Source organism: Nocardioides sp. DN36, assembly GCF_055380375.1.
In genome coordinates this window covers 4,344,759-4,357,470 of sequence record NZ_AP043823.1, presented here as the reverse complement: position 1 = coordinate 4,357,470, position 12,712 = coordinate 4,344,759, and the positions used below count along the sequence as shown (strand labels likewise).

At 73.1% G+C, this 12,712-nt stretch carries 10 protein-coding genes; 3 read left to right on the top strand and 7 right to left on the bottom strand.

Annotated features, from left to right (window positions below; genetic code table 11):
• Nucleotides 1-22: 22 nt before the first annotated feature.
• Nucleotides 23-1,567: an amidophosphoribosyltransferase gene (gene purF / locus ACZ43H_RS21855; RefSeq protein WP_464586429.1), complete on the bottom strand. Its 1,545-nt coding sequence runs from the start codon at nucleotides 1,565-1,567 to the stop codon at nucleotides 23-25.
• Nucleotides 1,568-1,689: 122 nt separating this feature from the next.
• Here purF and ACZ43H_RS21850 point away from each other — a divergent pair, with 122 nt between their 5' ends.
• Complete coding sequence (locus ACZ43H_RS21850; protein WP_464586428.1) at nucleotides 1,690-3,480, top strand: ATP-binding protein; 1,791 nt, start codon at nucleotides 1,690-1,692, stop codon at nucleotides 3,478-3,480.
• A gap of 6 nt (nucleotides 3,481-3,486) precedes the next feature.
• Here ACZ43H_RS21850 and ACZ43H_RS21845 read toward each other — a convergent pair whose 3' ends face one another.
• From ACZ43H_RS21845 to ACZ43H_RS21820, 6 genes are all read right to left on the bottom strand, one after another.
• Nucleotides 3,487-3,963, bottom strand: coding sequence for a (2Fe-2S)-binding protein (locus ACZ43H_RS21845; protein ID WP_464586427.1), 477 nt, complete (start codon nucleotides 3,961-3,963; stop codon nucleotides 3,487-3,489).
• A gap of 10 nt (nucleotides 3,964-3,973) precedes the next feature.
• Entirely contained in the window at nucleotides 3,974-6,319 is a 2,346-nt protein-coding gene (locus tag ACZ43H_RS21840) for a molybdopterin cofactor-binding domain-containing protein (RefSeq protein ID WP_464586426.1), read from the bottom strand.
• A 144-nt stretch (nucleotides 6,320-6,463) separates the two neighbouring features.
• Nucleotides 6,464-7,654, bottom strand: a complete 1,191-nt coding sequence (locus tag ACZ43H_RS21835) for a PucR family transcriptional regulator (RefSeq protein WP_464586425.1) — start codon at nucleotides 7,652-7,654, stop codon at nucleotides 6,464-6,466.
• 12 nt (nucleotides 7,655-7,666) lie between these two features.
• A complete protein-coding gene (locus tag ACZ43H_RS21830) occupies nucleotides 7,667-9,019 on the bottom strand; it encodes a M20/M25/M40 family metallo-hydrolase (RefSeq protein WP_464586424.1) in 1,353 nt (450 codons plus the stop codon).
• A gap of 50 nt (nucleotides 9,020-9,069) precedes the next feature.
• The gene (locus ACZ43H_RS21825; RefSeq protein ID WP_464586423.1) at nucleotides 9,070-9,429 is read right to left on the bottom strand and encodes a sterol carrier family protein; all 360 of its coding nucleotides are present in this window, start codon (nucleotides 9,427-9,429) and stop codon (nucleotides 9,070-9,072) included.
• Between the two features lie 9 nt (nucleotides 9,430-9,438).
• Nucleotides 9,439-10,047, bottom strand: a complete 609-nt coding sequence (locus ACZ43H_RS21820; protein WP_464586422.1) for a helix-turn-helix domain-containing protein — start codon at nucleotides 10,045-10,047, stop codon at nucleotides 9,439-9,441.
• A gap of 82 nt (nucleotides 10,048-10,129) precedes the next feature.
• Between ACZ43H_RS21820 and ACZ43H_RS21815 the strand changes: the two genes are divergently transcribed.
• Both ACZ43H_RS21815 and ACZ43H_RS21810 read left to right on the top strand, forming a co-directional pair.
• Nucleotides 10,130-11,416 (top strand): MFS transporter, encoded by a 1,287-nt coding sequence (locus tag ACZ43H_RS21815; protein WP_464586421.1) that lies wholly within the window; start codon nucleotides 10,130-10,132, stop codon nucleotides 11,414-11,416.
• A gap of 50 nt (nucleotides 11,417-11,466) precedes the next feature.
• Complete coding sequence (locus tag ACZ43H_RS21810; protein ID WP_464586420.1) at nucleotides 11,467-12,660, top strand: acetate/propionate family kinase; 1,194 nt, start codon at nucleotides 11,467-11,469, stop codon at nucleotides 12,658-12,660.
• Nucleotides 12,661-12,712: the final 52 nt, after the last annotated feature.

Below are 12,712 nucleotides of genomic sequence, written 5' to 3'. Positions count from 1 at the left end.
TCTCCTGGCTCGGGGGTGTCTGTCAGGGGTTGTTGAGGACGGGCAGCGCCTTGCCCGCGGTCGGCGAGGTCAGTGACGTCTCCAGCAGGTGCTTGCCGAGGAGGCTCTCGTCAGGCAGCTCGATGGGGTACTCCCCGGTGAAGCAGGCCTTGCAGAGCCGCTCCGCAGGCACCTTCGTCGCCTCGATCATCCCCTCGAGGGAGATGTAGCCCAGGCTGTCGGCGCCCACGCTGGCCGCGATCTCCTCGACGTCGAGGCCGTTGGCGATCAGCTCGGCGCGGGTGGCGAAGTCGATGCCGTAGAAGCAGGGCCACTTCACCGGCGGGCTGGAGATCCGGACGTGCACCTCGAGCGCGCCGGCCTCGCGGAGCATCCGCACCTGGGCCCGCTGGGTGTTGCCGCGCACGATCGAGTCGTCGACCACCACGATCCGCTTGCCGCGGATCATGTGCTCGAGCGCGTTGAGCTTGAGCCGGATGCCGAGCTGGCGCAGGGTCTGGCTGGGCTGGATGAACGTGCGCCCGACGTAGGCGTTCTTCACGAAGCCCTGGCCGAACGGGATGCCGCTCTCCTCGGCGTAGCCGGCGGCAGCGGGGGTGCCGGACTCCGGCACCGGCATGACGAGGTCCGCCTCGACCGGGAACTGCCGGGCCAGCTCACGACCCATCTCGACCCGCGCCTCGTGCACGCTGCGGCCGCTGATCGTCGCGTCCGGCCGGGCGAGGTAGACGTACTCGAACACGCAGCCCTTCGGGGCCGCCTCGGCGAAGCGGTGCGAGCGCAGGCCGTTCTCGTCGATGACCAGCATCTCGCCGGGCTCGACCTCGCGCACCACGCTGGCGCCGATGGTCGCCAGGGCGGCGTCCTCGCTGGCGACCACCCAGCCGCGCTCCAGCCGGCCGAGCACCAGCGGGCGGATGCCCTGCGGGTCGCGGGCGGCGTACAGCGTGTCCTCGTCCATCCACACGAAGCAGAAAGCGCCGCGCAGCTGCGGCAGGATCTCCAGGGCCCGCTGCTCGAGCGAGGTGTCAGGGTGGTGGGCCAGCAGCGCGGTCACCAGCCCGGTGTCGTTGGTGGACGACTCGAGGTTCTTGGCGTGCAGGTCGAGCTCGTCGCTGGGACCCGGGAGGTCGTTGACCATCTGCGCGAGGTCGTGGGTGTTGATCAGGTTGCCGTTGTGGCCGAGCGCGATCGAGCCGTCCCCGGTGGGCCGGAAGGTCGGCTGGGCGTTCTCCCAGGTGCTGGCGCCGGTCGTGGAGTAGCGAGAGTGGCCGATCGCGAGATGTCCCTTGAGGGACTCCAGCGTGGACTCGTCGAAGACCTGGCTGACCAGGCCCATGTCCTTGTAGACCAGGATCTGACGCCCGTTGCTGACCGCGATCCCGGCCGACTCCTGCCCGCGGTGCTGCAGGGCGTAGAGGCCGAAGTAGGTCAGCTTGGCGACGTCCTCGCCGGGGGCCCAGACACCGAAGACGCCACAGGCGTCCTGGGGTCCCTGCTCGTGCGGGTCCAGCGCCGCCGTCAGCCGGCCGTCGCCACCCTTGCGCGTGCTGCTCTGGTAGGGCACGGCCCCGAGTCTAGGGCCGTGACTGGTCCAGTCCCATTCGTGGACCACTCAGAAGCCGTTTCGGGTGCCCGAAAGGGTGAATGACCGTAAGGTGGGTCACACCAGGGGGACAGCGAGATTAGATGACCGGGCATCACACCGACTTAGAGCAACGCCCCGCGCAGCAGAGCGAGTGGTACGACGCCTCGCGCGAGGCGCTGCAGACCATTGCCGAAGGCGTGACCCAGCTGGCTGGGTTCGGGGTCGCCGCGATCAGCGTCGTCCGCGACGACGGCCGCCTCGAGGTGATGGCCGTCGCCGGCAGCGACGAGGCGCGCGCGCAGCTGTTGGGCACCCGCACGCCCGTCGACCGGCTCGAGCGCGAGATCGTGAAGGCCGACGAGTGGGGCCTGCTCCGCTTCGTCCCGCACGAGCGGCTCGACGCCGAGGTCGGCGAGTCGTGGTGGGTGCCCGACATCACCCCGTCGTCCGACCCGGACGCTTGGCACCCCCTCGACCTGCTGATCGCCCCGCTGTACGACGAGCTGGGCGCGCTGCGCGGCACCCTCGCCATCGACCTGCCCGACGACGGTCGACGTCCCGGGACGGCCCGGCGCCAGCTGCTCCAGCGGTACGCCGAGCAGGCCGGTCGGGCCGTCGTCACCGCGCTCGAGCGGGAGGCGCTCGCCCACAAGGTCCGGCTGGCGGAGGCGGCCCGCGAGGTCGTCCGGCACGCCAGCGCCCAGCTGCGCATCGACGCCATCCTCAGCGACATCCGTGGAGCGCTGATGGAGGGGTTCCAGGCCCGCGGCCTGTGGATCCAGACCATCGACGAGGACGGCCACGGGACCGGCGCGGTCTACTCCGCCCTCGGCATCGAGATCGAGCTGACCGGTGACCTGGTGCAGATCGCCGAGTCCGCCGCGCGGCGGGCCTGGGACGCCCAGCGCGTGGAGGTCGTGCAGCGCGGCCGCCCGTTCGGCCCCTCGATCACGGCAGCGGACGGCGACCAGATCCTCCACTTCCTCGAGACGATCGGCATCGGCTCGCTGCTGTTCGCCCCGCTCGGGGCCGGGCCGGAGTGCCTCGGCAACCTCGTGCTCACCCGCGCCGACGGCGACGCGGACTGGACCAGCGTCGAGAGCGACGCCGCCCGCGACATCGGCCACGACCTGGGCCGGGCGATCCTCAACGCCCGCAACTTCGAGCGCGAGCACCAGCTGGTCGAGGAGCTCCAGGCGCTCGACACCTACAAGAGCCAGCTGATCGCGACGGTCTCGCACGAGCTGAAGAACCCGCTCACCGCGATCCTCGGCCACCTCGAGATGCTCGACTCCTCACCCGACCTGACCGGCACCACCCGGGCGTCCCTGGCGGCGATGGACCGCGGGGCGCAGCGGATGGTCCGCGTCGTGGAGGACCTGCTGCTGCTCTCCAAGGTGGGCGACCCGGAGAACCCGGTCATCCCGGCGCCGGTGGACCTGCGGCGCATCGTCGACGACGTCGTGGACCTGAACTCCGTGGCGGCCGAGCGCAAGGACATCCGCCTCCACGTCGACGCCCCGCGCGAGCCGGTGCTGGCCTGCGGCGACCACGACGAGCTGGACCGGGTCTGCGCCAACCTGGTCAGCAACGCCGTGAAGTACACCCCCGAGGGGGGTCAGGTGACCATCGAGCTGGCCGCCTGCGGCGACGAGATCCTGCTGCAGTGCAGCGACGACGGCCTCGGGATCTCCCCGGAGGACCAGCAGCAGCTGTTCTCGGAGTTCTTCCGCAGCTCCAACCCCGCCGCGCTGGCGCAGCCGGGCACCGGTCTCGGGCTGGCGATCGTGAGCCGCATCGTGCAGCGGCACCAGGGCCGCATCGAGCTGGAGTCCGAGCTCGGCAAGGGCAGCACCTTCCGGGTCCTGCTGCCGGCCGCCCCGGACTGCTGATCACGCTCACATGTGGCGCTCGCCCTGCCGGATCGCCTCCCGGATCCGGGTGTAGGTGCCGCAGCGGCAGATGTTCCGGATCCCGTCGAGGTCGGCCTCGGTGATCGACCGGCCCTCACGGCGTACCTTCTTCACCAGCGCGACCGCGGCCATGATCTGGCCGGGCTGGCAGTAGCCGCACTGCGCGACGTCGCGGTCCAGCCACGCCTGCTGCATCGGGTGCAGGTCCGCGCCGACCGTGTCGGGCAGGCCCTCGATCGTGGTCACCTCGTCGTCCGGCCCGAGGTCGCCGACGCGCACCGAGCAGGGGTTGAAGGCGCGCCCGTTGATGTGCGACGTGCACGCCTTGCAGACGTTGATGCCGCAGCCGTACTTGGGGCCGGTGACGCCGAGCAGGTCGCGCAGCACCCACAGGACCCGCACGTCGTCGTGGACGTCGACGGTGATGCTCTTGCCGTTGAGGACGAAGGTCTGCTTGGGCATCGGGTGCTCCTCAGTAGGTGAGCTTGAGCCCGTTGATGGGCGACTGCGGGATCGGGGGGACGACCGGCTTCGGCCGGAACTCGAGCGGGTCGCGGTGGTTGATCGGGAAGTACGACGGCACGTGGCCGGTCGCCCGCGCGTAGGCGCACGCGACCGCGGCGAACGTGGCCGCCACCCCGGCCTCGCCGGCGCCGCCGGGCTGCCCGCTCTCCGAGGGCATCAGGTGGACCTCGACCTCGGGCGGGGTGTTCCACTGCCGCGTGTAGAAGTAGTTGTCCCAGCTGGCCTCGAGGAAGTGCCCGTCGCGCAGGTGCAGGCTGGAGGTCAGCGCGAGCGCGATGCCGTCGTTGATGCCGCCCTGCATCTGCGCCTCGAGGCCGCGCGGGTTCACCACCAGGCCGACATCGATGGCGAAGACGACCTTGGTGACCCGGGGGCCGCCGACGCCGTGGTGGATGTCGCGGCCGACGGTTGCGGGCCGGCAGTCGATCTCCACCAGGCAGGCGCTGGCGCCCTTGTACTCCTTGTGGATCGCGATGCCCTGGGCGGTGCCCTTCGGCATCGTCCGCCCCCAGCGGCCCGCGGCGGCGACCTTGTCGAGGACGGCCTTCACCCGGTCGTTGCGCAGGTTGGCCTTCCGGAACTCGTAGGGGTCCTGCTCCAGCGCGGCGGCCAGCTGGTCGACCATCAGCTCCCCGGCGGTGCGCACGTCGGGCGAGTAGATGTTGCGCATCGAGCCGGTGTTGAAGCGGTCGTCGGTCTCGGTCAGCGTCTGGGAGACGACCCCGAAGTCGTAGGGCACCTCCTGGGTGAGCGCGAAGATCGTCTCCGCGAAGCCGAGGTTGCCCAGGCCCGCGGGCAGGTCGGCGGCCATCGCGCTGATGATCTCGCCGAGCCCGTGCCGGAAGTCGGTCTCCACGCTGGTGTGGGCCTGCTGGAAGGCCAGCACCTGACCGCCGGCGTGGGTGACGCGGACCCGGCTGGTGGCCATCGGGTGGCCGCGGCCGACCCGGGCGTCGTCGGCCCGGTGCCACATCAGCTTGACCGGCTTGCCCATCGCCTGGGAGATCGTGGCGGCCTCGAGGGCACCGTCGAAGAAGAGCCGGCGACCGAAGGAGCCGCCGCCCTGCACGACGTTCACCGTCACCTGCGCCGGCGTCATGCCGAGCTGCTCGGCGATCCGCTCCTGGGCCGTGACCGGTGACTTCAGGCCGGCCCAGATCGTCGCCCGGTCCGCGCGCACGTCGGCGATCGCTGCGTTGGTGTCCATCGCGGAGTTGCTGCGGAAGTAGAACAGGAAGTCGTGCTCGATCGTCTCCGCGAGCGGGTTGTCCGGCAGCGCGGGCAGGGAGACCTCGGCGGCCCGCAGCTCCTTGACGATGTCGCCGTCCGAGTGGCCCGCGACCGGCCCGTCCTCCCAGTCCACCTTCATGGCCCGGATCGCGTCGATGCACTGCCCGAACGTCTTCGCCCGGACCGCGACCCCGGTGTCGATGACCGCGACGTCCTTGACGCCGGGCATCGCGAGGATCGCCTTCCGGTTCCGCAGCCGCTTCGGCGTGCCGTTGAGCGTGGGGGCGCGACAGACCATGGTCGGCAGCGCGCCCTTGACCTCCAGGTCGGTCGTGAACTCCTTGCGGCCGGTCACCGCCGCGAGGGCGTCCACCCGGCCGTGGCCGACGCCGACCACGCGGAACTGGCCGGGGTCCTTGAGGCGCACGTCGACCGCCCGGGTCGTGGCCGAGGCGGCCCTCGTCGCGAGCTCGCCGTACGTCACGCTGGAACCGTCGGGCGCCTGGACCACGCCCCCGCGGGCGGTCAGGTTCGCGACCGTGTCGCCGAGCACGACGGCGGCGGCGTCGAGGAGGGCCGCCTTGGCCACCGCGGCGGCCACCCGGATCGGGGTGTACGTCGAGATCGTCGTGTTCGACCCGCCGGTGAGCTGGTTGAAGACCAGCTCGGGCCGCGCCGGGGCGAGCGTGACGTGGACCTTCTCCACCGGCAGCTCGAGCTCCTCGGCGATCAGCATCGCCGTCGAGGTGGTGATGCCCTGGCCGACCTCCATGCGGGGCAGCGCGAAGGAGGCGGTGCCGTCCTCGTGGACGGTGACCGTGATCAGGTTCGCGGTCGGCCGGCACGAGTCGGTGAGCAGGTCGTTGAGGTCGTAGAGCTCCGCGGGCTGCGGCGGGGTCGGGACGGCGGCCTCGGCGTCGATGATCCCGAGGTCGGCGGCGGCGACCAGGGTGGCGCCGCCGAGGACGTAGCCGACGAAGCTGCGGCGTCGCAGGGACACCGGGTCGGCCGGGGCGCCGGACGGAGAGGGGGACGGGGCGTGCGGGGTCACGTGCGGGGTCATCGACCAGCCTCCAGAGCGTCGTTCCCGGCATGCCGGGCTCGTGCTCCCTCCCGGGACCAGCGTGACAGCCGTCACGCCGACGCGCCATGTCCGGGCTGCCCACGATCGAGGTGCCTCGGTTGTGCGGCCTGCACAACCCAGGCGTCAGCGGTGCAGCCCGGCCCCGAGGGCACGGAGCGCAAGGGCCAGCTCCAGGGGTGGCACAGCGTCGTCCCGGCCCGGGTCGAGCCGGTCCTGGCCGGTGAGCGCCGCGATCCGCCGAAGCCGGTTGATGACGGTGTTGCGGTGGCAGTGCACGCGCGCGGCCGTGTGGCTGGTCGAGCCCGCCGTGGCGACCCAGGCGTGCAGCGTGTCCAGCAGCGGCCCCTGCTCGGAGTCCGGCAGCGCCAGCAACGGACCCAGCCACACCGCGACCAGTCGCCCGGCGACCTCGGGCGAGGTCAGCAGCAGGGCCTCCGGCAGCCGCTCGTCGAAGGCGACCACGCCCGACCCCTCGTCGACCGTGCGCAGGGCGAGCGTCGCCTGCCGCATCCCGGCGTCGACGCCGGCCAGGCCGGTCACCACCGCGGAGACGCCGGCCGGCCCCTCGGCCCGCTCCCGGAGCGTCGCGAAGACGGGCGCGGCCGGTCGGTCGTCGAGCGCGACCAGCCCGACGACACCGCCGCTGCGACGTACCCACACCGAGGGGCGGGGGGCGAGCAGCCGCTCCAGCCGGGTGTTGTCGAGACGCGGACCGACCACCACCAAGTACCCGCCGGCGACCGGGACGTCGAGGATGCGGGCGGCCTCGTGGGCGAAGCCCGGGTCGCCGGCGCGCCCGCCGAGCAGCCCCTCCCACAGCTCGGCGCGCAGCTGCTCGTCCGCGCGCACCGCCGCGCGCTCGGCCACGTGGTAGGCCGCCGCCACCTGCGCCGAGGTCTCGTCGACCACCTCCCACAGGCGGGTGCCGACCTCGCGCAGCTCGGCGGCGTCCAGGGTGGAGTGGGCCTGCTCGACGAGGTCGTCCCAGATCAGCCGGCCGCCCATCCGGAACGAGCGCAGCACGTCGTCGAGGGGCAGGCCCTGCTCGGCCCGGCGCCGGCCGGTGGCCCGCGCCGCGTCGTACGCCGGGTCCCCCACGGGCGGGGCGGCGCGCCCCTCGACCGCCGTCGCCAGCAGCTCGAGCACCCGCCCGATGTTGTCGTGGCAGGAGTCCCACAGGTCCGCGCGCGGCACCAGCCGGGTCGCCCGGTAGCCCGGGTTGCTGGCCTCGATGGTCGCGACCAGCCGGTCGGTGAGCGTCCCGACCCGGGCGCGCCGGTGCCCGGCGAGGAAGGCCAGGGTCGCGGCGCGCACGGGGCGGTCGGGCTACAGGTTGCCGAGGTTGTGCAGCAGCAGCGCCTCGGCGAGGACGACCCGCTCGAACTCCGCGAGGTGGAGGCCCTCGTTGGCGCCGTGGGCGCGGGTGTCGGGGTCCTCGACACCGGTCACCAGCACGCTGGCGCGGGGGAACGCCTCGAGGAACTCGGCGATGAACGGGATGGACCCGCCCACGCCCATGTCGACCGGCTCGGTGCCGTCCCAGGCCTCGGTGAACGCGCTGCGCGCGGCGTCGTACGCCGGCCCGGTCGCGTCGATCCGGGTGGCCTCGCCGGTGTCGACGACGCTCACCTTCAGCTCCGCACCCCACGGGACGTGGGACTCCAGGTGGGCCCGGAGGCAGGCCAGGGCGTTCTCGGTGGTGTCGCCGGGGGCGATGCGCATCGAGATCTTGGCGCGTGCGGCGGGGACCAGGGTGTTGCTGGCGCCGTCGACCTTGGGTGCGTCGAGGCCGGTGATGCTGATCGACGGCTTGGTCCACAGCCGCTCGACGCTCGAGCCCTCGCCGATCCACTCGATGGTCGAGACCGCGCCCGACTCGGCACGCAGCCGCTCCTCGGGGTACTCCACGTCGGCGGCCGGACCGCTGTGCAGGCCCAGGACCGCCACGTTGCCGCGGTCGTCGTGCAGGCTCGCGATCACCCGCGAGAGGGTCATCAGCGCGTCCGGAACCAGGCCGCCCCACATGCCGGAGTGGACCGCGTGGGTCAGGGTGCGGACCTCGACGTCGACGCGGACCAGGCCACGCAGGCTGGTGGTGAGCGCCGGGACGCCGATGTCCCAGTTGCCGGAGTCCGCGATCACGATGACGTCGGCGGCGAGCTTGTCCTTGTGCTCCTCGAGCAGCGCCGGCAGCGTCTCGGAGCCGACCTCCTCCTCGCCCTCGATGAACATGGTGACGCCCACGGGCAGGTCGTCGCCGTAGACCCGCAGGGCGCCGAGGTGCGCCGCGATGCCGGCCTTGTCGTCGGCCGCGCCGCGGGCGAACAGGCGGCCGTCGCGCTCGGTCGGCTCGAAGGGCGGCGAGTCCCAGTCGGCGTGGTCGTTCTCGGGCTGCACGTCGTGGTGGGCGTAGAGCAGCACGGTCGGGGAGCCGGCGGGGCCGGGCTTGTGCGCGATGACCGCCGGAGCGCCGCCGTCGACGCTCACGATCTCGACGGTCTCGAAGCTCTCGGCCCGGAACAGCTCGGCCACGGCCTCGGCGCTGCGCTGCACCTCGGCAGCCCGCGCCGGGTCGGCGCTGACCGACTCGATGCGCACCAGGTCCTCGAGGTCCTGACGGATGCCGGGCAGGACCCCGGTCACCTTGTCCCTGATGCCGTCCACGTCGTACTCGCTCATGCGGGTCAACCTATCCGGGCGGGTCCGAGGGACGTCGGCGAGGGACCGTCTCAGGGGAGCGGGAGGTACGGCGTGAGGTCGGCGCGCTCGCCGGAGGCGCGGACCCGTGCGGAGTCGGCGGCGCTGGGCCAGTCGAGGGCGCCGGTGGCGAGGGCGATCCAGGTCTCGGCGTCCATCTCCACGACGGCGGGCGGGGTGCCGCGGGTGTGGCGGACGCCCTCCACGACCTGCACGGCGGCGTACGGCGGGACGCGCACCTCGACCGACCTGCCCGGCGCCCGGGTCTCGAGCAGCGCGAGGTAGTGCTTGGTCAGCAGCCGCAGGTCGGCCGGGGCGGCATCACCGGCGTCCAGGCGAGCGCGGGCCTCGGCCACGGCGTCGGGGTCGGCAGGTCGGAGTCGGGCGGGCACGCAGCGATCCTAGGAAACCGGGCCGTCGACCCCGGTGGTCCCGTCCGGTTCGTCGGCCCCGTCGGGCTCCGGGCCGGGGTAGGGCTGGATCAGCGAGTAGACGGAGTAGGTCTGCCGCCCCTCCCCCGCACCCTGGGTCTTGCTCCGCCAGCGGTCGATGACCTCCGACATCTCCTGCAGCAGCTCGTCGGACTCCTCCGGCGTGAGCCGCAGCGCCCACTCGGACACGCTCTTGTGGGGCTTCCTGCCCGGCTCGTGGGCCAGGGCCGCGTCGACGAGGTGGTGGCCCCAGGCCACCGCGTTGCGCTGGAACACGGCGTACGCCGCCCGGCCGCCGGGCTGGTCGAGCATGTCGCGGGTGCGGAAGCTGATGCCGTCGCGGTCCGCCAGCCGCCAGACGCGGTCCCGCTGGTCGCGGGCCTCGTCGGGGGCCTCCTCGATCAGGCCGTACTTCGCCAGCTGGCGCAGGTGGAAGCTGGCCTGGTTGGCCGGGATGCCCAGCTCGCGGGCGATGTCGGCAGCGCGCAGCGACCCGGCCGCGAACAGCTCGGACAGGATCCGGTTGCGGGTGGGGTGGGCGACCGCGCGCAGGATCCGCGGGTCGTCGTACGTCGCCATGGGCCCACTCTACCCAGATCCGCACGTAAAGTTGCGCAATAACTCTTGCGCAATTTTAGATGCGCACCATATCGTGCGGAACATGACCGGATACCGCACCCTCGCCCGCAACCGCGACTTCACCGTCCTCTGGGTCGGGCAGACCGTCTCCGAGCTCGGGAGCCGGGTGAGCATGTTCGTGTTCCCCCTGCTCGCCTACCAGCTCACCGGGTCGGCCACGATCGCCGCCGCCAGCGAGGCGCTCTTCCTGCTGGGCATGGCCGGCACGCTGCTGCCGGCCGGCGTGTGGGCCGACCGCGTCGACCGTCGGCGGCTGATGCGGGCCTCCAGCGCCACCGGGGTCCTCCTCTACGGGTCGCTGGTCGTCGCCGGCCTGCGTGACTCCCTCACCGTCCCGCACCTGCTCGTGGTGGCACTGCTGACCGGGATCGGCGCCGGCCTGTTCAGCCCCGCGGAGATCGCCGCGGTCCGGACCGTCGTCCCGCGCGAGGACCTGCCCACCGCGCTGAGCCAGAACCAGGCCCGCCAGCACGTCGCCGCGCTGGTCGGCGGCCCGCTCGGGGGTCTGCTGTACGGCGTGACTCGCTGGCTGCCGTTCGCCGCCGACGCCGTCAGCTTCGCGGTCTCCTGGTTCCTCCTCGGCCGGATCCGCACCGACCTGTCCGCGCCCGAGCGGACCGGCCCCCGCCGCAAGCCGCGCGAGGACATCGCCGAGGGGATGCGGTTCATCTGGGGACGCCCGTTCTTCCGGGTCCTGCTGACCTGGGCGGCGCTGGTCAACCTCGCCGTCAACGCGCTCTTCTTCGTCGCGATCCTGCGGTTGATCGAGGGCGGCTTCGACCCGGTCCACATCGGCCTGGTCGAGACGGTGGCCGGGGTCGCCGGGATCCTGGGCGCGATCGCGGCACCGTGGATCATCGACCGGTTCGCCACCGGGTGGCTGACCATCCTGTGTGGGTGGGCCTTCGTGCCGCTCGTGGTCCCGATGGTGCTGTGGAACCAGCCCGCCGTGGTCGCCGCAGCGCTGGGCCTGGGCATGCTGCTCAACCCCGCCGGCAACGCCGGCATCGGCGCCTACCGGGTCGCCGTCACGCCGGACGCCCTCCAGGGCCGGGTGCAGTCGACGATGCAGTTCGTCTCGATGTCGACCATGCCGCTGGCTCCCGTGCTCGCCGGCGTGCTGCTCTCCGGTCTCGGCGGCTCCGCCGCGGTGGCCGTGCTGGGCGGGCTGACCGCGGTCGTGGCGCTCATCCCGACGCTCAGCGCCAGCGTCCGCCGCGTCCCGCGGCCCAGCCAATGGAGCACCGGGGCACCGGAGCAGACCGGCAACGCGGCCGCCGTCGAGCCGGTCGCGCCGGTCCCCGCCTGACCCCCTGGGGCGTGCCCTAGCGTGGGAGCCCACCGACGAGGGAGGCCGCGATGGCGCAGCAGGTGCTGGTCCTCAACGCGGGCTCGTCGTCGCTGAAGTATCAGGTCGTCGCCCCGGGCACCGGCGCCGCTGCGGTCCGGGGGATCGTGGAGCGGATCGGCAGCGGCGACGCCCGGCTGACGCACACCGACGCCGGCGGCGAGCACCACCGGGAGCTCGCCGCCGACGACCACCGGGCCGCGCTCGCCGCGGTCCACGACGCCCTCGACAGCTCCGGCGTCACCGAGGCGCAGCTCCTGGCCGTCGGGCACCGGGTCGTGCACGGCGGCCCTCGGCTCACCCGGACGGTCGTGGTCGATGACGACGTGCTCGCCGAGATCGAGCGGCTGGCCCGGCTCGCCCCGCTGCACAACCCGCCCGCGGTCGACGGCATCCGCAGCGCCCGCGCGGCGTACCCCTCCCTGCCGCAGGTCGCGGCCTTCGACACGGCCTTCTTCGCCGACCTGCCGGCGCCGGCGGCGACGTACGCCCTCGAGCGCGGGCTCGCCGAGCGGGAGGAGATCAGGAGGTACGGCGCGCACGGGATCAGCCACGAGCACGTCGCCGGCGAGGCCGCGCGCCTCCTCTCCCGTGACCCGGCGGGGCTGGCGCTGATCACGCTCCACCTCGGCAACGGGGCCTCCGCGGCCGCGATCCGCGGGGGTCGCCCGGTCGACACCTCGATGGGGCTGACGCCGCTCGAGGGGCTCGTGATGGGCACTCGCGCCGGCGACCTCGATCCGGGGATCCTGCTGCACCTGCTGCGGCGCGCCGGCCTGGGCCTCGACGAGCTCGAGGACCTGCTGCACCACCGCTCGGGGCTCCAAGGGCTCGCGGGCTGCCACGACTTCCGCGACCTGCTGGCGGCCGTCGACGCGGGCGCGGCGGCCGCGCGGACGGCGTACGACGTCTACTGCCACCGGCTGCGGAAGTACGTCGGGGCCTACCTCGCCGTGCTCGGGGGCGCCGATGCGGTCGTGCTCACCGCCGGGGTCGGCGAGCACCTGCCCCGGCTGCGCGCGGACGCCCTGGCCGGGCTGACCGGGCTCGGGATCGCGGTCGACCCGGCCCGCAACGAGGCACCCGCCACCGGCCCGCGGGTCATCTCACCCGACTCCTCCCCCGTGACCGTGCTCGTGGTGCCGACCAACGAGGAGCTCGCGATCGCGCGGCAGGTGGTGGCGGTGCTGAGCGGCCGCTTGTAACGCTCCGTTAGGGAGTCTGGTGCTCCGCCACAACGGGGCACCTGACTCCCTA